Consider the following 18520-nt stretch of genomic DNA (forward strand, 5'->3'; position numbering starts at 1 on the left):
CGTTCGGTGCCGAGTGGCCCGCAAGGCACCGGCACGCCGCCTCCGCGGCGGCGTCGCAGCCGGAGCGTAGGCGGGGCGCGGTCCGGAACCATTTCCCACACCTCCTCGTTGCGGCCCGGCACTGCAGCGACCCGTGCCATCGGCCGTGCGGGCGCAGTGTCGGGAGAGGGTCATGAGCAAGTCGATTCGCGGCAAGGCGCTGCGCGGAACCATGACGGCCGCCTTGCTGGCTTTGGGCGCGGCCACGGCGCTCGCGCAGGGCGGCGCCGGCGGCGGGGCAGGCGCCGGCGGTGGTGCAGGTGCAGCCGGCGGAGCCGCGGGTGGCGCCGGGGGCGGAGGCATGGGTGGAGGCGGTGCCGGCGGTGCCGGCCAGCAGCCGGGCGCTCCCGGCGGCCGGGCCGGCGGCGAGGGTGCCCAGCCAGGCGCCGGCGGGAGCGGAGCCGAGCAGGGCGAGCGTGGCGGACGCGGGGCCGAGCCGGGCGGTGAGCGGGGCGCTGAACGCGGTGAGCGTGGCGAGCGCGGGGCCGAGCGCGGTGAACGCGGCGAGCGGGGTGCCGAGAGAGGCGAACGCGGGGAGCGTGGGGCCGAGCGCGGAGAGCGTGGTGCCGAGAGGGGCGAACGCGGCGAGCGCGGCGGTGGCCGGTCCGAGGCCCGGGGCGCCGTCTCGCGCCTCGACACCACGCAGCGCACCGAGTTCCGCCAGACCATCGTGCGCTCCGGCGTGCGACCGGTGACCGGCGTCAACTTCGCGCTCAATGTCGGCACGGCGGTGCCGCGCTCGGTGACGCTGCACACCCTGCCGCCGGCGATCCTCACCCTGGTGCCGGCCTATCGCGGCTTCCGCTACGTGCTGGTGCGGGACGACATCGTCATCATCGATCCCGACACCTACGAGATCGTGGACGTGATCCCGGGCTGAGGACGGCCGAGACAAACCCCTCCGGCTCAGGCACGGTCCTTGAGCCGGAGGATGAACACCGCGAGCTCGGATTGCCGCGACACCCCGAGCTTGGCGAAGACCTGGCGCAGCTGCGAGCGGGCGGTCTCGTGGCGGATGCCGAGGCTCTCGGCGGCCTGGACCAGGGAGCGCGACCCGTCCATCAGCAGGGCGAGCCGCACCTCTGCCGGGGAGAGCCCGAACCGGGCCAGGCGGTCCTGCCCCCCGCTCTCCGCTGCGGCCCGGCGCAGGACCACGAGGGCGAGCTGGTCCGGCGCCAGCAGCCGCGCCATGCCGACGACGCCGCGCAGGTCCTGGCGCAGGCCGATCGCGGTGACCTGCCAGGTCTCGGCGCCGATCCGCACCGGGCCCGGCATCCCCCCGCCCATCGGCGGGCCGCCGCAGGCGAGCGCCGCCTCGCGGGCCATCGCCCCGGCGAGGCGCGGGTCGCGCGCCTGGATCCGGTCGAGGGCGCCGACCCGCAGCACGTCGCCCTCGGCCAGCAGGACGTGGCCGGTGCGGCTCGCCTCGACGAGGCGCAGGTCCCGCGTCACCACGAAGGCCGGGTCGGCCACCCGCTCCAGCAGCGTCTCGCCGGCCGCGAAGGCGGCGCCGGCGGGGAAACAGGCCCGGTTGGTCTCGATCGCGCGGCGCATCCGCGGTCCGATCCGCTCCATCACGGCGGCGAGCCGGCCGTGCGCGCGCGAGGCCCGGGCAAGGTCGTGCTGCAGGTTGAGCACCGCGAGGCGCCCGTCGGCGTCGATGAGCTTGACCCCGCTCGAGGCCGTCATGCCGCCGAGGCGCGACAGCCAGTCGGCGTAGAACTCGGTGTGGCGCAGGGACGAGGCCGGCATCCGCTCCTCGGAATGCATCGACACCATCGTGGGGGTCGACAGGATCACCGAGATCCACGGGTTCACGGCGCCGTAATGCGCCTCGTAGGCTGCGACGGCGGCGGGGTCCCAGCCCCAGTAGACCAGGGGCAGCCCGGTCCCGGCGGCGGCGTCGACGACCTGGAGCACTGGCCACACCCCGGGCAGGAGGCGGCCGATCTCCGCCATCACGGTGTCCCAGGCCGCGGGATCGCAGGCGGCGTGATCGATCGCCAGCCCGATCTCCTCGCCCACCCGCTGCGCGTGCTCCGCCTCGCCCATCGCCGTCGATTCCGGATTGCCCGGGCCCCCGCACCGGTCCGGCAGGGTGTCACGGCGCCGGCGCGCGAGTCCAGGACTCAGGCTTCGAAATCGCGATTTCGCGAGCCGGGACAGCCTCTTCTTGAGGCATCTCCCGGCTTGCCCACGGTGACGCGCGGGACTAGGGTCCCGCCCGCTCGAAGACCCGGACGGCTTAAGCCCGGCCGGGCCTTGATCCCGAGCCCGGTTCTGCCGGGCACCGATCCCGAACCCGGCTCTGCCGGGCATTGATCCCAAGCTGTCCGGAGTCGAAGACCATGGGCTTTCTGGCCGACGCCCTCTCGCGCGTGAAACCCTCCGCCACCATCGTGATGACCCAGAAGGCGCGGGACCTGAAAGCCCAGGGGCGCGACGTCATCAGCCTGTCGGTCGGCGAGCCGGATTTCGATACGCCCGAGCACATCAAGCAGGCGGCGGTCGAGGCGATCCGCCGGGGCGAGACGAAGTATCCGCCGGTCTCCGGCATCGTGCCCCTGCGCGAGGCGATCGCCAAGAAGTTCAAGCGCGAGAACGGGCTCGACTACAAGCCGAGCCAGACCATCGTCGGCACCGGCGGCAAGCAGGTGATCTACAACGCGCTGCTCGCCACCCTGAACCCGGGCGACGAGGTGGTGATCCCGCGGCCCTACTGGGTGTCCTACCCGGAGATGGTCGGCCTGTGCGGCGGCACCCCGGTCTTCGCCGAGACCACGATGGCGACGAACTTCAAGCTCCAGCCCGAGGAGCTGGAGCGCGCGATCACCCCCAAGACCAAGTGGGTGATCCTCAACTCGCCCTCGAACCCGTCCGGCGCCGCCTACAGCCACGCCGAGATGAAGGCGCTGACGGACGTGCTGGTGCGCCACCCCCATGTCTGGGTGCTCACCGACGACATGTACGAGCACCTGGTCTACGGCGACTTCGCCTTCGTGACCCCGGCCCAGGTCGAGCCGGCGCTCTACGACCGCACGCTGACGATGAACGGCGTCTCGAAATCCTACGCCATGACCGGCTGGCGCATCGGCTACGCCGCCGGCCCCGAGCAGCTGATCAAGGCGATGGATTTCGTCCAGGGCCAGCAGACCTCGGGTGCGGCGACGATCTCGCAATGGGCGGCGGTCGCCGCCCTCGAGGGGCCGCAGGATCACCTCGCCGAGTTCCGCGCCGCGTTCCAGGTCCGGCGCGACCTCGTCGTGTCGATGCTGAACCAGACCAACGGCCTGCGCTGCCCGACGCCGGAGGGCGCGTTCTACGTCTACCCGTCCTGCGCCGAGCTGATCGGCAAGCGCACGCCGGAGGGCAAGGTGATCGAGACCGACGAGGATTTCGTTACCGAGCTGCTGATGGCCGAGGGCGTCGCCTCGGTGCACGGCTCGGCCTTCGGCCTCGGGCCCAACCTGCGCATCTCCTACGCGACCTCGAACCAGCTCCTGGAGGAGGCCTGCAGCCGCATCCAGCGCTTCTGCGGCTCGCTGCGCTGACGGCGCGCCGGACCCGCGCGTGATTCGACCCGGCGGGCTCGTGCCCGCCGGGTTTTTTCTCGGCGCCGGTCAAGCTCGCCGAGCCGGCGCGTTTAGACGCAAGCGCCGCGCCCGCATTCCGGTTGCGACCCCGCCCCGGTCTGGCTTACACGGGCCGTCCTCGATGCCGGCGCGCCCGGAGGCTTCCGGAACCCATCCGGGCTGTGCGGCAAAGAGGTCGGCGATGACGGGGTGGGGCGGACCAGTTCTCTGCAACCCATTCCTGTGAGGCTCAGTGGGCCGAGCAGTCGCAGGAGCGTCACGGGTTCGGGGAACAGGAACCGCGACCCTGGCGCATGGCCCACCAAACTTCGCTTGTCTCGCCGATCGGCCGCTCCCGTTGCGGGACGGTCCCTGCGAGCGGGCCGAGGCCCCCCGTTAAGCATTGTGGCCCAGGATCGGCGAAACGGGGCCGGATCGACGGCCCCGACGAGATCGCGGGTCCCGACCAGCCATGTGGCGCCTCCTCACCGGCGGAATCAAAGTCATCATCGCGATCGCCGCGCTGACTACGGCGGCGAACTGGATCGCCCTGCGCGAGAAGGACCGGGCGCCGGGCCCGGCCCTGGCGGCGATTCCGGATCCCGCCACCACCGGCGCGATCCAGCCCCGCAAGGCCGAGCCCGCCGCGGCCCGCCTCGACCAGCGCGGCCTCGGCCGGCTGATGACCGAGGCCTCGGGGGACGGGCGGCGGCGCTGAGCGGCTGTTTGGATCGGGCTCTGTTGATGTAACACCCACCGGGTCGTCCCCAGCTTAGATGCTCGGCCATACAAGACGCGGAACGGATAAGTCTGTGACGGCCAGCCGAACAGGCTCACAGATTGTGCGTGATGGACAACGACAGTCCTGCAGGAATTTTTTATCCCACCCGCGACCTCATCCTGAGGTGCGAGCGAAGCGAGCCTCGAAGGAGGCTTCCAGATCCCGGTGCGATTTCTGGAGGACTCCTTCGAGGTCAGTCGATCTTCGATCGACTGACACCTCAGGATGAGGTCGTAGGTGGGATAGATTGTGTCACGCGGTCGGTCAGGCTCCCGCGCCGCTGTCCCGTACCATGGTTTCTACCCCCGCAACATTGCCTCGACCCCCGCGGCGATCTCCAGGAGCCGCCGGTCCTGGCCGTGGCGGGCGAGCAGCATCAGGCCGACGGGCTTCGCCTGACCCGGCAGCGGCAGCGAGATGCCGGTGAGGTCGAACAGGTTCCCGACCATCGTGTTGCGCAGCATCAGGAGGTTGAGGCGTGAGAATGCCTCGTCGTCCTCCGCCACCGCGGCGATGGCGGGCGCCGGGACCGCCGTCGCCGGCAGGGCCAGCACGTCGAGGGGAGTGAGCCGCTCGTCGCCGGCCTCGATCAGCGCGGCGCGCCCGCGCATCATCCGGATATAGGCCGCGGCCGTCACGGTGCGGCCACGGGCGATGCGGGCGTGGACCCGGGGATCGAAGGCGGCGGCCTCGGCGTCGAGCCAGTCGGCGTGGATCTCCGACGCCTCGATTGCGGCGATCGGGCCGGCCGCCGTCGTCTCGGCCATGCGGGCGAGGAGGTCGTCGAATGCCGTGTCGTGGACTCGGGCGCCGGCCCCGCTCAGGGTGGAGAGAGCGGCCTCGAATCCTTGAGCCACCACCGGGTCGGTGTCGGTGAACAGGAGGCCGCGGGGCACGCCGATCCGCAGGTCGCGCAAGGGGGCCGCCCGGAGCGGACGGACTTCCTCGCCCGCCATCACGGCGTCGGCCGCCGCGCAGGCCTCGACCGAGCGGGCGAGCGGCCCGATCGAATCGAGCGAGGGCGAGAGCGGGAAGGCGCCGGCCAGCGGCACCCGGCGGGCGGTGGGCTTGAAGCCGACCACGCCGTTGAGCGCCGCCGGGATGCGCACCGAGCCGCCGGTGTCGGTGCCGATGGCGATGTCGGAGGTACCCAGCGCCGCCGAGACGCCGGCGCCGGCGGACGAGCCGCCGGGCACCAGGCTCGGGTCGGTTGCGTTGCCCGGCGTGCCCCAGTGCGGGTTGAGGCCGAGGCCCGAGAAGGCGAACTCGGACATGTTGGTTTTGCCAAGGATCACCGCGCCGGCCCGGCGCAGCCGGGCGACCACGGGGGCGTCTTGGAGCGCGGCCTCGGCCTTGCGGCGCAGCGACGAGCCGGCGGTCGTCGCCTCGCCCTGGACGTCGAACAGGTCCTTGATCGACACGATGGCGCCGTCGAGGGCGCCGAGCGACAGGCCGGCCTTGCGGCGCGCATCGGCGGCGTCGGCGGCGGCGCGGGCGGCCTCCGGGTAGAGCTTGGTGAAGACGTGCCGGCTCGCCGGCGCCTCGATCAGGGCGAGCCGGCGTTCGAGGTCGTCGCGGATGGTCGTCATCTCAATCGGTCTCCGGGGAAGGGGCAGCTGAGGGGGAGCGGGAGGGCTTGAGGGTGGTTCGGCGGCTCGTCAGCAGGATCCCGCCATTCCAGCCCAGATTGGTCAGGAGGGCGAGCGTCAGGGCAAGGGCCGGCCCCAGCCGCTCGATGGTGAGGGCGAGGATCGTGAGCGCCGCCACGAAGCCGAGGAGCCCCGGCAGACTCAGCACCAGCACCGTCGCGGTCGCCGCCCCGCCGATCCGCGGATGCAGGATCACCGCCAGGCTCACCATCACCACCGGCGCGAGGGCGAGGAGGCCCGCCGCCGAGGGCCCGGCGACGCGCCCGGCCAGCACCACGGCGACGACGAGCGCCATGACGATGCCGGCCCGCACCAGCACGTCGCGCCGCCGCCCGGGCCGGGCCGGCAGCGTGCCGCTCCGGCGCAAGGTCCGACAGGCACCGACGCAGGCGAGGATCACCAGCACGGCCGTCGCGACGGCGCCCGACAGCCCGCCGCCGAGATGGGCGAGCCCGAGCGCCGCGGCGACCCATGCCGCGAGCGCGGCAGCGAGCGCAGGCGCGACGCCGTGCCGGCGGGCCAGCCCCGCATAGGTCGCGATCAGCACGGCGGTCGCCGCGACGGCCGGCAGGCTCGCCACCGCGCTGGCGCGCAGGAACCCCGCATCGTGGTCGAGGGCGAGGAAGACGTAGGCCGGGCCGGCCGAGACCGGCAGGGTCGCGATCATCGCGCCGACGAGGGGCCCGGTCCGCTCGACCGCGAGGGAGGCGAGCACCACGATCGTGGCGCTCGTCAGCATCTTGGCGAGGAGCGCCGCCCAGAAGGCGGCGTCCCCGATCCCCGTCAGGGCGGCCAGCGACCCCATCGCGGGTTCAGGCTACCACGGGCAGCACGGCGATGTCGTAGGCGTGGGTCAGAGTGCGGCCGAGCACCGGATCCTCCAGCGCCATCTCGAAGCGCGCGGCCGGACGGATGCCGCCGATCGCCCCGAGGGTGCCGCCGAACATCACCGTACCGGGGGGCAGCTCCGGCCCGCCCGGGCGGCGCGCCATGAGGTCGCTCGGGGTGCGGAGCGCCGTCAGGCGGCCCTCCTGGTAGAGCACCCGCTCGCCGTCGATGGTGGCGTACGCCCGCAGCACCAGCTCGTCCCAGTGCGGCTCGACCTCGTCGAGGCGCCACAGGCCGGTGCCGACCGGCTTGCCGCACATCTGCTTGGACAGCGCGATGCCGACCGTCTCGGCCTTGCGGTCGGTATGGTCGGAACCGAGCCCGAGCCAGAGGCCGTCGGCGAGCGACACGATCACCGGCTCGGCCTCGCCGGAGGAATCCGGCCCCAGCACCTCGAGGCGGGAGCCTTGCGTCAGTGTCGCGGCGGCGGCCCGGTAATAGACCGGGACCGAGGAGGGCGGCGGCACGCCGATCGCCGCCAATTCGTCGATGTGGTGGCGGATCGCCGCCTCGTCTCGCCCAGCCCAGCCGGCGATCACCAGCGCCTCGGGCGCCAGCGCGATCGTGTCCCGGCGGCCCGCGGCCTCGCGATGGAAGGTCAGCATGTCTCTTTCTCCCTGATTCACTCGGCCGGCGCCAGATCGGCCGCGCTCTCGCGCCAGCGGGCGAAGCCGAGCACCAGCAGGCCCGCCAGCAGTTCCAGCCCGGCGACGAAGTAGAGCCCGTTGCTCGACGTGCCGGTCAGCGTGTTCGACAGACCGACCACGTAGGGAGCGACGAAGCCCGCGAGGTTGCCGATCGAGTTGATCGCCGCGATGGCGCCGGCCGCGGCGGTGCCGGCGAGAAACGTCTGCGGCAGCGACCAGAAGACCGGGAAGGCGGCGAGGATGCCGATCGCCGCGACCGTCAGCGCGACGAGCGCCAGCACCGCGTGGCCGATCAGCGCCCCGGTGGCGGCGAGGCCCGCGGCGGCGATCAGGCTGGCGACGGCGCAGTGCAGCCGGCGCTCGCCGGTGCGGTCGGAATGCGCCCCGGTCCACACCATCGCGATCGTGCCGGCGATGAAGGGGATCGCGGCGAGGAAGCCGATCGCGATGGCGCCCTGCACGCCGATCTCCTTGATGATCGACGGGGTCCAGAACGCGATCGTGGCGTTGCCGCTGACGATGCAGAAATAGATCAGCGCGCAGAGCCAGACCCGGCCGTCGCGGAGCGCGACCTTGAAGCTCGCCTCCTTGCCGGCGGCCCGCCCCTCGGCCTCGACCACCGCCGTCATCGCGGCGGCGACCTCCGGCTTGAGCCAGCGCGCGTCCTTCGGCCGGTCGGGCAGGAAGGCCAGCACCGCGGCGCCCGCGATCAGGGACGGGATGCCCTCGAGGATGAACAGCCACTGCCAGTTCGCCCTGCCGCCGACGCCGCCCATCGTGCCCATGATCAGCCCGGCGAGGGGGCCGCCGACCACGCCCGCGATGGCGAACGAGGTCATGAACAGGCCGTTGATGCGCGAGCGCTTCGCGCTCGGGAACCAGTAGGTCAGGTAGAGCACCACGCCGGGGAAGAACCCGGCCTCGAACACGCCGAGCAGGAAGCGGATGGCGTAGAAGGCCCATTCCGACTGCACGAAGGCGAGGCTCATCGAGGCGAGCCCCCACAGGATGGTGATCCGCGCCAGCGTCTTGCGGGCGCCGATGCGCTCCAGCAGCAGGTTGCTCGGCACCTCGAACAGGAAGTAGCCGATGAAGAAGATGCCGGCGCCGAAGCCGTAGACCGCCTCGCTGAACTTCAGGTCCGACAGCATCTGCAGCTTGGCGAAGCCGACATTCACCCGGTCGATCCAGGCCAGGATGAACAGGAAGACCAGGAACGGGATCAGCCTGAGCGTCGCCCGGCGATAGCCCTCGTCCAGTTCGTGCGTCGTCACCGTGTCCACCCTCGTCATCGCTCTTCTCCCGCGGTCCGCGAACCGGCCGCCCGGCGTGTGGTTCTGCAAGTACCATGCCTGTGATATTTCACAAGCCGGTCCAAGCGGGGCGTGCCCCGTGGTAAGGGGCGGGCAGCAGAAGCGGAGCGGTGAGCGGTGGTTGAAACGCGTGCAGGTTCGTGCCCAACCTTGTCGCAGAACGAGCGTGCCTATCGGCGGCTGAAGGACGACATCGTGGCGTTGCGGCTGAAGCCGGGCGACGCGCTGAACGAGGCGGGTCTCTGCGCCGAGCTGGGCCTGGGCCGCACGCCGGTGAACCAGGCCCTGCACCGGCTGATGCACGAGGGGCTGGTGCGCATCCTGCCCCGCAAGGGCGTGCTGGTGCAGCCGCTCTCGATGGACGAGTTCGCCCACCTGATCGAGGTGCGCCGCCTCACCGAGCCGGCTTGCGCTGCGCTCGCCGCCGGGCGGATCGGCGAGGCCGCCCTGGCCGAGCTCGACGCCGTCCTGGCAGCGCGCCCCGACGACCTCGACGCGATCCTCGAATCGGACCGGCGCTTCCACGCGGTCATCGCCGAGGCCTCGGGCAACCGGGTGCTCGCCGAGGTGCTCGCCGGGCTGCACGGGCGCTCGGTGCGGTTCTGGGCTTTGTCGCTCGCCACCGGCCACCACCTCGCGGAGGTGGCCGAGGAGCACGCTTCGATCCTCGACGCCCTGCGCCGGCGCGCTCCCGAGGCGGCGGCGGCGGCGATGACCGCCCACATCGATTCCTTCGCCCGCACCCTCGCCTCCCGGCTGGGGTGACGGACGGCCCGGCCCGGGGCATAGATGCGCCGCCATTCGGGGAGTCACGCGACCGATGACCGACATCCGCCCCCGCCGCAGCGCCCTCCTGGTGCCGGCCACCGCGACCTCCCTCGCGGCGGCCCGGGCCGAGCCCGCCGACGCGCTGATCCTCGATCTCGCCGACTCGCTCGAGCCCGCCGACAAGGAAGCCGGGCGAACCCGTCTCGCGGCGGCCCTGACCGAGGGCGGGTTCGCCGCTGCCGAGCTGGTGGTGCGGGTCAACGGCCTCGACACCCCCTGGGGCGAGGCCGACCTCGCCGCGGTGGCGGGGGCCGCGCCCGACGCGGTGCTGGTGCCGCGGGTCGAGGAGCCGGAGGACCTGGCCGGCATCGGCAGCCGCCTGCGCCGGCTCCACGCTCCGGAGCGGGTCCGGCTCTGGGCCGGGCTCGACACGCCGCTCGGCATCCTCGCGGCCGAGGCGGTGGCGAGCGCGGTGCGCGACGTCGATGCGCGGCTCGCCTGCCTCGTCGTCGATGCCGGCGCCCTCGCCCGCGAGGGACGGCTGCCGCCGGGCGCGCCGGAGGCCGGGCCGCTCCTCGCCTGGCTCGCGAACGCGCTCGCCGCCGCCCGCGCCCACGACCTCGACGTGCTGCTCGACCCCGCCGACCGCCTCGATATCGGCCGCGCCCGCGGCCTCGGCTTCGACGGGGCGGTGGTGACCGCGCCCGCCGGCGCCCGCCGGGCCGAGGCCGCCTTCGCGCCCGACCCGGACGCGCTCGCCGCCGCCCGCGCCCTCGTCGCCGCCTTCGACGCACCCGACGCCAGGGGGCAGGCCGGAATCGCGCATCTCGGCCGCACGGTGCTCCGGCGCGAGGCGGACGAGGCGCGCCGCCTCGTCGCACTGGCCGACGCCGTGGCAGCGCGTTCCGGAAGCCGGGCATGAGCGGGCTCGATCGCACGGAGCAGGAGACGGGCCGCCTCGACGTCGCGATCCGAATCCTCGATCCGCGCCTGACCGAGTGGGGTTTTCCGCGCTGGGGCTCGGCGCTGGCCGCCGGGCTCGACCTCCATGCCTGCCTCGACGCGCCCTTGGTTCTCGAACCGCAGGCGCCGCCGGCCCTGATCCCGGCCGGCTTCGCCCTGGCGATCCGCGATTCCGCCTGGTGCGCCATGGTCTATCCGCGCTCGGGGATGGGCCACCGCGACGGGCTGGTGCTCGGCAACACTGTCGGGGTGATCGACGCCGATTACGAGGGCCCGCTGATGATTTCGGCCTGGAACCGCAACCCGCCGGGAGCCGCGCCCCTCACGGTGCGGCCGGGCGAGCGCATCGCGCAGCTCGTCTTTACCCGGGTGGTGCGGCCCGTCCTGGCGGTCGTCGACGCGTTTCCGGAGGCCGGGACCGGCGCCCGCGGCGCCGGCGGCTTCGGCTCCACCGGCCGCGGCTGACGACGCGCTTGGACGCGCTCGTCCATCCCCCCCGGCCCGCTTCGGGCGCCGCGCTCGCTCCGCCGCGCCTCGGCCTCGCGCTCGCCGCGATGGTCGACATCGCGCTCCATGCCCGGCCGCAGCCGGTGAGCGCCAAGGCGCTGGCGGCGCGCCACGCCCTGCCGCCCCGGCACCTCGAGGCGGTGCTGCAGGCCCTGGTCCATCACGGCCTGCTCAAGGGCCTGCGCGGGCCGCATGGCGGCTACGAGCTCGCCCGCGAGCGCCGCCGCATCAGCGCCGGCGACATCGCCCGGGCGGTCCTCGGCCCGGACGCCGCCGAACCCGGCCTCGCTGGCCGCGACGTCGCCGGTCTCGTCGTCGCCCCCCTGGTGGCGGAGGCGGCCGGGGCGTACCTTGCGGTGCTCGATTCGGTGACCGTGGAGGATCTCTGCGGCCGGGCCGAGGCTGCGCAGGTCGCCGGCCCGCGGGCCGGCGCGGATTTCACGATCTAAGCAGTTCTGCCCGGGGCCGCAGTTCCGGCAAGGAAACGATGCCGGATCAAGGTGTTGCGTTAGTTCGATCTTGAACGTTCCCGGCCTCCGCACGGTGCGGAAGCTTAAAGAATGCTTTATCAAGTCGCGGTAGTTTGAGCCATCATCGGGCGCGGAAAGGAATCGCCGGGACCATGACCAACGCAGCCGATCCCGCAATCGTGGTCGTCACGGTCCGGCCCGATCCCGGCGGGTTGACACGGTTGTTCGCGTCGGGCGTCCCGTCCCTCGTGGTCACCGATCCCGGGGCGGCGCTCGCCGCCCTCGCGACGAAGTCCGCCGACCTGGTGCTGGTCGAGGCCTGGCCCGGCCTCGACGCGCCGGCGCTGATCCGGGCGCTCCGCCTGAAGCCGCACCTCGCCCACACCTCGATCCTGCTCATCGCCGAGGGTAACTTGGCCGAGGGTAACTTGGCCGAGGGCGACCCGGCCGAGGCCCGCCGCCGCGGGCTGGAGGCCGGCGCCACCGACGTGGTTCTGCCGCCCTTCGACACCTCGGACCTGGCTTTGCGCGGCCGCAACCTGATCGCGCTCGCGCGGGCGCAGGACGCGGTCGAGAGCCAGGCCCGCGCGCTGACCCGCGAGGTCGAGCGGGCGGCGGCTGAGAGCCAGGAGCGCGAGCGCGAGATCATCCGCCGCCTGATGCTCGCCGCCGAGTTCCGCGACGACCAGGCCGGCGACCACCTCACCCGCGTCGCCGGCTGCGTGCTCGCCATCGCCGACGGGCTCGGCCTGTCGGAGGAGGAGGGCAACGACATCGCCCTCGCCTCCACCATGCACGATATCGGCAAGATCGGCGTCGCCGACTCGATCCTGCGCAAGCCCGGGCCCCTCACCGAGCCCGAGCGCTACGAGATGATGCAGCACGCCCTGCGCGGCTACCGCATGCTGCACGACAGCCCGTCGCGCCTGCTGCGGCTCGCCGCCGAGATCGCCCTCACCCATCACGAGCGCTGGGACGGTGCCGGCTACCCGCAGGGGCTCAAGGGCACCGAGATCCCGCTGCCCGGCCGCATCACGGCGGTGGCCGACGTGTTCGACGCCCTGATCTCGGCCCGGGTCTACAAGCCCGGCTGGCCGCTGGAGCGGGCCCGCCGCTTCCTCGAGGAGCAATCGGGCGCGCATTTCGATCCCGACTGCGTCGCGGCCTTCCTGTCGCGGTGGGACGACGTGGTCGCCCTGGTCGAGGAGCGCCCGGCGGACCGGGCGGCGTGAGGGCAGGGGGGATCACCACCCCATCGTGCCGGGCTCGCCCTTGAACGGGCCGACGATGTTTTTCGTGATCCAGCCGCCGTAGAAGCCACCCGGCTGCGGGGTGACCCGCTCGTCGCCGACGAAGCACGCCTCCATCGCCCCGGCATAGAACGCGACGTGCCCGGCGAGGGCCGCGAAGGCTTCGGTCGGGTTGGGATAGGCCCAGGCCGCCCGGTCGGCCCGGCCCCGCTTCCCGACGACGTCGAAATAGAGGGCGGGTCCCTTCCACTCGCACAGCGAGCCGCCGCCGGCGGGGATGAGCGCGCCCGGCGCGATGTCCCCCGGCGGCAGGTAGTAGCTCGGCGGGTGAGAGGTCTCCAGCACCCGCCAGCCCCGCACCGTGTCGGCGATGGTGACCCCGTCGAAGACGACGCGCAGGCGCTCCGGCACCGGCTCCAGCCGGGGTGGGCGGGGGTAGTCCCAGACGCTCTCCTGGCCGGGGCCCGCCGAATTGGGCTCGGGGTGGCCGCGCCGCATCTTGGATTCTCCTCGCGTGTTGCATCGCTCGACAACGCGTCACGGAGGAAATTGTGCGCAGCGGCGCCCAGGCGACCCACGGCACCATCGTGGCGGAAAGACCATCGGCCGCGTCGCGGACGCAGCCGGGGAGACCGGCGAGGTAGCCTCCTACGGCCCTGGAGCATTTTCCGAAGAAGTGGATACCGGTTCCTCGGAGAAAATGCGGCAAAATCAAAGGCCTAGAGAGCTTCGCGATTGCAGCGCGATCGTGAAGCTCTCTAGGCGCGCGGACCGACCTGTCTCGCCGGTTTGAGCATATGCGCGCGAAGATCGCCAGCGCGTGCCGCCTGACCGCGCGCCACACCGTCGGGACCGTGCAGGTCGCAGCCGCTCCGGACATCACGATCCCGGCGGCAGCTCCGTCACGCGTCGGTCACCCCCGCCGCATCCTGCGCCTTCAGCACCTCCGGCCGCGGCATCGAGACGATGTTGTAGCCTGAATCGACGTAGTGGACCTCGCCGGTGACGCTGCCCGAGAGCGGCGACAGCAGGTAGAGGCCCGAGCCGCCGATATCCTCCAGCGTCGCGGTGCGCCGCAGGGGGGCATGGGCGGCCTGGTGGTTGAACATCAAGCGGGCATCCGCGATGCCGGCGCCGGCGAGCGTCCGCACCGGGCCGGCCGAGAGGGCGTTGACGCGGAGCCCTTGCGGCCCGAGATCGGCCGCGAGGTAGCGTACGGAGGCCTCGAGCGCCGCCTTGGCGAGGCCCATCACGTTGTAGTTCGGCATCACCCGGGTCGAGCCGCCATAGGTGAGCGTGAGGAGCGAGCCGCCGGGGCGCATCCGCTTCGCTGCCCGCTGGGCGATCTCCGTGAAGGAGAAGCACGAGATCACCATCGTGCGGGAAAAGTTCTCCCGGGTGGTGACGTCGACGTAGCGGCCCTTGAGCTGCGACTTGTCGGAGAAGCCGATGGCGTGGACGACGAAATCGAAGCCCTCGGGCCAGGCCTCGTCAAGGGCGGCGAAGGTCGCGTCGACGGAGGCCAGATCCTCGACGTCGCAGGGAAAGACCAGGGAGGAGCCGAGTGTGCCGGCGAGCGGCCCGACGCGGCGGCCGAGCGCCTCGCCCTGATAGGTGAAGGCCAATTCGGCGCCCTGGCCCGCCAGGGCCCGGGCGATGCCCCAGGCGATGGAGTGGTCGTTCGCGACGCCCATCACGAGCCCGCGCTTGCCTGCCATCAAACCCGTCACGCCCGATCCTCCGCTGTTCAAGGGTGGACCGGGCCTTTACGCGGCGGGCGGGCTCCTGTCCACGCCGCGGGGTGCGTCAGGCGTCGACGTGCTTGAGCACCAGCGTCGCGTTGGTGCCGCCGAAGCCGAAGGAGTTGCTGAGCACGTGGCCGAGCTTCGCGTCGTCCTTGCGGGCGCGCAGGATCGGCATATCCGCGAAGGCCGGGTCGAGCTCGTCGATATGGGCGCTCTCGCAGATGAAGCCGTTGTTCATCATCAGGAGCGAGTAGATCGCCTCCTGCACGCCGGTGGCGCCGAGCGAGTGGCCGGTCAGCGACTTCGTCGCGGCGATCGGTGGGCAGTCGTCGCCGGTGCCGAACACCTCGCGGATCGCCTCAATCTCCTTGTCGTCGCCGACAGGGGTCGAGGTGGCGTGAGGGTTGATGTAGTCGATCTTCGCGCCCTTCAGGCCCTCGATCGCCTGGCGCATGCAGCGCACCGCGCCCTCGCCGGACGGCGCCACCATGTCGTGGCCGTCCGAGGTGGCGCCGTAGCCCGCGACCTCGCCGTAGATGCGCGCGCCGCGAGCGCGGGCATGCTCCAGTTCCTCCAGCACCAGCACGCCGGCGCCGCCCGCGATGACGAAGCCGTCCCGGGCCTTGTCGTAGGCCCGCGAGGCCCGCGACGGGGTGTCGTTGTACTTCGAGGACATCGCCCCCATCGCGTCGAACAGGACGGACAGGGTCCAGTCCAGCTCCTCGCAGCCGCCGGCGAAGATGATGTCCTGGCGCCCGCCCTGGATGATCTCGGCGGCGTTGCCGATGCAATGGTTCGAGGTCGCGCAGGCCGAGGAGATCGAGTAGTTCACGCCCCGGATCTTGAACCAGGTCGCCAAGGTCGCGGACGCCGTCGAGGACATCGCCTTCGGCACCGCGAACGGCCCGACGCGCTTCGGCCCCTTGGCGCGGGCGATGTCGGCGGCTTCCACCAGCGCGCGGGTCGAGGGACCGCCCGAGCCCATGATGATGCCGGTGCGCTCGTGCGAGACCTCGGCCTGCTCCAGGCCGGCATCGCGGATCGCCTGTTCCATCGCGACGTGGTTCCAGGCGGTGCCGCCGCCGTGGAAGCGCATGGCGCGGCGATCGACCACCTCCTCGGCGTCGAGGGTCGGGCCGCCCTGCACCTGGCTGCGGAAGCCGTGTTTCGCAAAATCCTCGGCGTGGGAGATGCCCGAGCGCGCCTCGCGCAAGGACGCCAGCACCTCCTGGGTGGAATTGCCGATGGACGAGACGATGCCCATCCCGGTGATTGCCACGCGCCTCATGATCGTCGGAACCCTCCGGAGCGGCGCCACGGGCGCCCGCAGGCGGTCTTCGCCTCGCGGGTGTCACCTAGGCGCCCGGTGCCGTAATCTCAACCGCCCATCGGGGGAAAGGGTCCCGGCGGGCCTCGGACGGCCCGCTTTTCACCGTAGCGAGCCGGATCGCCCGCGCGGTGACGGGCGTGCAAGGACGAACTCAGCCGCCGGCGGCGGGGGTCGCAGCCTGGAACAGGCCGACGCGCAGGTCCTGCACCTCGTAGACGCGCTCGCCGTCGGCCTCGAGCCAGCCATCGGCGATGCCGAGGACCAGGCGGCCCTGGCGCACCCGCTTGATGTCGACGCCGTACACGACCTTCTTCATGGTCGGCAGCACCTGGCCGGAGAGCTTCACCTCGCCGACGCCGAGCGCCCGGCCGCGGCCCACCGCACCGAGCCAGCCGAGGTGGAAGCCCACCATCTGCCACAGGGCGTCGAGGCCGAGGCAGCCCGGCATCACGGGATCGCCCTGGAAGTGGCAGGGGAAGAACCAGAGGTCGGGCCGCACGTCGAGCTCGGCGAGCACGTGGCCCTTGCCGTGGGCGCCGCCGTCGCGGCCGATCGAGGTGATGCGGTCGAACATCAGCATCGGCGGCAGCGGCAGCTGAGCGTTGCCGGCGCCGAACATCTCGCCGCGGCCGCAGGCCAGCAGGTCCTCGTAGGAGAAGCTCGAGGGCCGGCTCGGGGCGGCGGGGTGGCGCCTCGTTAACACAGCGCCCGGGACTGTTCAAAGCCGGCCGAAGGCCCTAGTCTATAACGCTTCTGATCTGCCCCCCGACGGCCGTGGTCGGGTTGCGGCGGGGGGATGGGCGGCCTATAACGAGCGGTAACATTGTCGCCGTCCAACGAGTCGTAGTTCCGCTGATGAACGACCTGTCGCCCCTGCGCGCCGTCCTCGGCGCCCGCGTCCCGGCCCTCGAGTCCGGCGCCGCCGGCCAGCGGCGCGGTTGCCCGCTCTCGGACCTGCGCGACCGCCTGCGCCGCGCGGGCTTACGCCCGACGCGGCAGCGCCTCTCCCTCGGCTGGCTGCTGTTCGGCAAGGGCGACCGGCACCTCACCGCCGAGATGCTCTACGACGAGGCGATGCGGGCCAAGGTCCCGGTCTCGCTGGCGACCGTCTACAACACCCTGCACCAGTTCACCGAGGCCGGCCTGCTGCGCCAGCTCGCGCTCGACGGCTCCAAGGCCTATTTCGACACCAACCCGAGCGAGCACCACCACTTCTTCCTGGAGGAAGAGGGCCAGGTGCTCGACATGCCGGATTGCGGCATCACCGTCGATTCGCTGCCCCAGGCCCCCGAGGGCATGGAGATCGCCGGCGTCGAGGTGATCGTCCGCCTACGCCGCCGGGGCGGCCGGGCCTGACCGCACCCGCACCGTGACGTTTGCGAGGGCCGCGTTTCCGAAAAGGGGACGCGGCCTTTTCGTCATGAGAGGCCGGTGCCGGCAAGCGGGCGCATCCCCATCTTGAGCAGGACGCAGGGCCGCGACGGGGCGGGCCCGGTAGTCTGGCTCCTGAGCACCGCATCGGACGAACCCGCGTGCGACAGAGATTGCGAGATCCGGCCGATCCTGCGCCCGACGACATCCGGAGGAACCCCATGACCCACGACGACCCGTTCGTCATCGCCGGCACGACCCTGTCCTCGCGCCTCTTCATCGGCACCGCCGGCTACCCGACGCAGGCGATCATGAGCGAGGCGGTGCGGGAGAGCGGCGCCGAGGTGGTGACGGTCTCGATCCGCCGCATCTCGCTCCACGGCCACGGCTCGGACACGGTGGCGCGGCTGAAGGGCGCCCGCTTCCTGCCCAACACCGCCGGCTGCGAGACCGCCCGCGACGCCGTGATGACGGCGGAGCTGGCCCGCGAGGCGATGGGCACCAACTGGATCAAGGTCGAGGTGATCGGCGACCGCGAGACGCTCTATCCCGACGTCGCCGAGACGATCGAGGCGACCCGCCAGCTGGTCGAAGCCGGTTTCGTCGTGCTGCCCTATTGCAACGACGATCCCGTCGTGTGCAGCCGGCTCGCCGATCTCGGCGCCGCCGCGGTGATGCCGATGGGCTCGCTGATCGGCTCCGGTATGGGCGTCGCCAACCCGGCGAACCTCGAGCTGATCTGCCGGCGCTCGCCCGTGCCGGTGATCGTGGATGCGGGCATCGGCACCGCCTCCGACGCGGTGATCGCGATGGAGCTGGGCGCCGCCGCGGTGCTCCTCAACACCGCCGTCGCCAAGGCCGACGATCCGGTGCGGATGGCCCGCGCCATGCGCCACGCCGTCGAGGCCGGCCGCCTCGCCGCGCTCGCCGGCCGCATCCCGCGCCGCGGCCGCGCCGAGCCGTCGAGCCCGCAGCTCGGCCTCGTCGGCTCGTGAGCCTGCCCGCCCGCCTGCTGATCGTCACCGACCGGCACGGCTGCCCCGAGCCCTTGGCCGACCGCGTCGCCGCCTGCCTGGCTGCGGGAGCCCGATGGATCTGGCTGCGCGACCGCGACCTGCCGGCGCCGGAGCGGGCGGCTCTGGCCGAGACTCTGGCCGGACAGGTGGCGCGGGTGGGCGGGGCGCTCACCATCGGGCGCGACGTGGAGCTGGCGGCGCGGGTGGGCGC

The 18520-nt window shown here is 72.5% G+C and carries 20 protein-coding genes; 11 read left to right on the forward strand and 9 right to left on the reverse strand.

Translation table 11 applies throughout. The features are described from left to right. The first annotated feature begins 172 nt into the window (after positions 1–172). Positions 173–919: a DUF1236 domain-containing protein gene (locus tag ABZT49_RS30110; RefSeq protein WP_355291697.1), complete on the forward strand. Its 747-nt coding sequence runs from the start codon at positions 173–175 to the stop codon at positions 917–919. A 26-nt stretch (positions 920–945) separates the two neighbouring features. Here ABZT49_RS30110 and ABZT49_RS30115 read toward each other — a convergent pair whose 3' ends face one another. Beyond that, positions 946–2091 carry a helix-turn-helix transcriptional regulator gene (locus ABZT49_RS30115; protein ID WP_355291699.1) on the reverse strand — a complete coding sequence of 382 codons (1146 nt, stop codon included), beginning with the start codon at positions 2089–2091 and terminating at the stop codon, positions 946–948. A gap of 296 nt (positions 2092–2387) precedes the next feature. Between ABZT49_RS30115 and ABZT49_RS30120 the strand changes: the two genes are divergently transcribed. Continuing rightward, on the forward strand, positions 2388–3590 hold the full coding sequence (locus ABZT49_RS30120) for a pyridoxal phosphate-dependent aminotransferase (RefSeq protein ID WP_109973231.1): 1203 nt from the start codon (positions 2388–2390) through the stop codon (positions 3588–3590). Between the two features lie 493 nt (positions 3591–4083). Next, positions 4084–4329, forward strand: a complete 246-nt coding sequence (locus tag ABZT49_RS30125) for a hypothetical protein (RefSeq protein WP_355291701.1) — start codon at positions 4084–4086, stop codon at positions 4327–4329. A 362-nt stretch (positions 4330–4691) separates the two neighbouring features. Here the strand turns inward: ABZT49_RS30125 and ABZT49_RS30130 are convergent, their stop codons facing one another. Genes ABZT49_RS30130 through ABZT49_RS30145 form a run of 4 tightly spaced genes read right to left on the reverse strand, consistent with a single transcriptional unit; the run spans position 4692 to position 8868 of the window. Beyond that, complete coding sequence (locus ABZT49_RS30130) at positions 4692–5981, reverse strand: amidase (RefSeq protein ID WP_355291703.1); 1290 nt, start codon at positions 5979–5981, stop codon at positions 4692–4694. 1 nt (position 5982) lies between these two features. After that, entirely contained in the window at positions 5983–6846 is an 864-nt protein-coding gene (locus ABZT49_RS30135; protein ID WP_355291705.1) for a hypothetical protein, read from the reverse strand. 7 nt (positions 6847–6853) lie between these two features. Further along, positions 6854–7534: a DUF2848 domain-containing protein gene (locus ABZT49_RS30140; protein ID WP_355291707.1), complete on the reverse strand. Its 681-nt coding sequence runs from the start codon at positions 7532–7534 to the stop codon at positions 6854–6856. 17 nt (positions 7535–7551) lie between these two features. After that, the gene (locus tag ABZT49_RS30145) at positions 7552–8868 is read right to left on the reverse strand and encodes an MFS transporter (RefSeq protein WP_355291709.1); all 1317 of its coding nucleotides are present in this window, start codon (positions 8866–8868) and stop codon (positions 7552–7554) included. 171 nt (positions 8869–9039) lie between these two features. On the opposite strand from ABZT49_RS30145, the gene ABZT49_RS30150 reads away from it, so the two are divergent. The 5 genes from ABZT49_RS30150 to ABZT49_RS30170 all read left to right on the forward strand — a co-directional run bounded on the left by ABZT49_RS30150 (position 9040) and on the right by ABZT49_RS30170 (position 12829). Beyond that, complete coding sequence (locus ABZT49_RS30150; RefSeq protein ID WP_355291711.1) at positions 9040–9654, forward strand: GntR family transcriptional regulator; 615 nt, start codon at positions 9040–9042, stop codon at positions 9652–9654. A gap of 55 nt (positions 9655–9709) precedes the next feature. Continuing rightward, positions 9710–10579 carry an aldolase/citrate lyase family protein gene (locus ABZT49_RS30155; protein ID WP_355291713.1) on the forward strand — a complete coding sequence of 290 codons (870 nt, stop codon included), beginning with the start codon at positions 9710–9712 and terminating at the stop codon, positions 10577–10579. Next, positions 10576–11085: a dUTP diphosphatase gene (gene dut / locus ABZT49_RS30160; RefSeq protein WP_355291715.1), complete on the forward strand. Its 510-nt coding sequence runs from the start codon at positions 10576–10578 to the stop codon at positions 11083–11085. Before ABZT49_RS30155 ends, dut begins: the two co-directional genes overlap by 4 nt. A gap of 8 nt (positions 11086–11093) precedes the next feature. Next, positions 11094–11576 carry an Rrf2 family transcriptional regulator gene (locus ABZT49_RS30165; protein WP_355291716.1) on the forward strand — a complete coding sequence of 161 codons (483 nt, stop codon included), beginning with the start codon at positions 11094–11096 and terminating at the stop codon, positions 11574–11576. 173 nt (positions 11577–11749) lie between these two features. Continuing rightward, positions 11750–12829, forward strand: coding sequence for an HD domain-containing phosphohydrolase (locus ABZT49_RS30170; RefSeq protein WP_355291718.1), 1080 nt, complete (start codon positions 11750–11752; stop codon positions 12827–12829). 12 nt (positions 12830–12841) lie between these two features. Here ABZT49_RS30170 and ABZT49_RS30175 read toward each other — a convergent pair whose 3' ends face one another. The 4 genes from ABZT49_RS30175 to fabA all read right to left on the reverse strand — a co-directional run bounded on the left by ABZT49_RS30175 (position 12842) and on the right by fabA (position 16625). Beyond that, on the reverse strand, positions 12842–13345 hold the full coding sequence (locus tag ABZT49_RS30175) for a DUF427 domain-containing protein (protein ID WP_355291720.1): 504 nt from the start codon (positions 13343–13345) through the stop codon (positions 12842–12844). A 404-nt stretch (positions 13346–13749) separates the two neighbouring features. Then, on the reverse strand, positions 13750–14577 hold the full coding sequence (fabI, locus tag ABZT49_RS30180) for an enoyl-ACP reductase FabI (protein WP_355291722.1): 828 nt from the start codon (positions 14575–14577) through the stop codon (positions 13750–13752). Between the two features lie 76 nt (positions 14578–14653). Continuing rightward, entirely contained in the window at positions 14654–15880 is a 1227-nt protein-coding gene (gene fabB, locus ABZT49_RS30185; RefSeq protein WP_355291724.1) for a beta-ketoacyl-ACP synthase I, read from the reverse strand. 193 nt (positions 15881–16073) lie between these two features. Next, positions 16074–16625, reverse strand: coding sequence for a 3-hydroxyacyl-[acyl-carrier-protein] dehydratase FabA (gene fabA, locus ABZT49_RS30190; RefSeq protein ID WP_355291725.1), 552 nt, complete (start codon positions 16623–16625; stop codon positions 16074–16076). 152 nt (positions 16626–16777) lie between these two features. Here fabA and irrA point away from each other — a divergent pair, with 152 nt between their 5' ends. From irrA to ABZT49_RS30205, 3 genes are all read left to right on the forward strand, one after another. Then, positions 16778–17278: an iron response transcriptional regulator IrrA gene (irrA, locus tag ABZT49_RS30195; protein WP_093568865.1), complete on the forward strand. Its 501-nt coding sequence runs from the start codon at positions 16778–16780 to the stop codon at positions 17276–17278. A gap of 236 nt (positions 17279–17514) precedes the next feature. Next, a complete protein-coding gene (locus tag ABZT49_RS30200; RefSeq protein WP_355291727.1) occupies positions 17515–18288 on the forward strand; it encodes a thiazole synthase in 774 nt (257 codons plus the stop codon). Then, a partial coding sequence (locus ABZT49_RS30205) for a thiamine phosphate synthase (RefSeq protein ID WP_355291729.1) occupies positions 18285–18520 on the forward strand: 236 nt, incomplete at its 3' end. The genes ABZT49_RS30200 and ABZT49_RS30205, both read left to right, overlap by 4 nt.

The organism is Methylobacterium sp. EM32, from assembly GCF_040593685.1.
In the GTDB taxonomy this organism is placed as follows: Bacteria; Pseudomonadota; Alphaproteobacteria; order Rhizobiales; family Beijerinckiaceae; genus Methylobacterium.

Excerpts from the sequence above, each read along its gene's own strand:
- ABZT49_RS30170 (WP_355291718.1), top strand. The coding sequence starts at position 11,750 with ATGACCAACGCAGCCGATCCCGCAATCGTGGTCGTCACGGTCCGGCCC.
- ABZT49_RS30200 (WP_355291727.1), top strand. The coding sequence starts at position 17,515 with ATGACCCACGACGACCCGTTCGTCATCGCCGGCACGACCCTGTCCTCG.
- ABZT49_RS30130 (WP_355291703.1), bottom strand. The coding sequence starts at position 5,981 with ATGACGACCATCCGCGACGACCTCGAACGCCGGCTCGCCCTGATCGAG.
- irrA (WP_093568865.1), top strand. The coding sequence starts at position 16,778 with ATGAACGACCTGTCGCCCCTGCGCGCCGTCCTCGGCGCCCGCGTCCCG.
- ABZT49_RS30145 (WP_355291709.1), bottom strand. The coding sequence starts at position 8,868 with ATGACGAGGGTGGACACGGTGACGACGCACGAACTGGACGAGGGCTAT.
- ABZT49_RS30120 (WP_109973231.1), top strand. The coding sequence starts at position 2,388 with ATGGGCTTTCTGGCCGACGCCCTCTCGCGCGTGAAACCCTCCGCCACC.
- ABZT49_RS30140 (WP_355291707.1), bottom strand. The coding sequence starts at position 7,534 with ATGCTGACCTTCCATCGCGAGGCCGCGGGCCGCCGGGACACGATCGCG.
- ABZT49_RS30155 (WP_355291713.1), top strand. The coding sequence starts at position 9,710 with ATGACCGACATCCGCCCCCGCCGCAGCGCCCTCCTGGTGCCGGCCACC.
- ABZT49_RS30110 (WP_355291697.1), top strand. The coding sequence starts at position 173 with ATGAGCAAGTCGATTCGCGGCAAGGCGCTGCGCGGAACCATGACGGCC.
- ABZT49_RS30175 (WP_355291720.1), bottom strand. The coding sequence starts at position 13,345 with ATGCGGCGCGGCCACCCCGAGCCCAATTCGGCGGGCCCCGGCCAGGAG.
- dut (WP_355291715.1), top strand. The coding sequence starts at position 10,576 with ATGAGCGGGCTCGATCGCACGGAGCAGGAGACGGGCCGCCTCGACGTC.
- fabB (WP_355291724.1), bottom strand. The coding sequence starts at position 15,880 with ATGAGGCGCGTGGCAATCACCGGGATGGGCATCGTCTCGTCCATCGGC.
- ABZT49_RS30135 (WP_355291705.1), bottom strand. The coding sequence starts at position 6,846 with ATGGGGTCGCTGGCCGCCCTGACGGGGATCGGGGACGCCGCCTTCTGG.
- ABZT49_RS30125 (WP_355291701.1), top strand. The coding sequence starts at position 4,084 with ATGTGGCGCCTCCTCACCGGCGGAATCAAAGTCATCATCGCGATCGCC.
- ABZT49_RS30115 (WP_355291699.1), bottom strand. The coding sequence starts at position 2,091 with ATGGGCGAGGCGGAGCACGCGCAGCGGGTGGGCGAGGAGATCGGGCTG.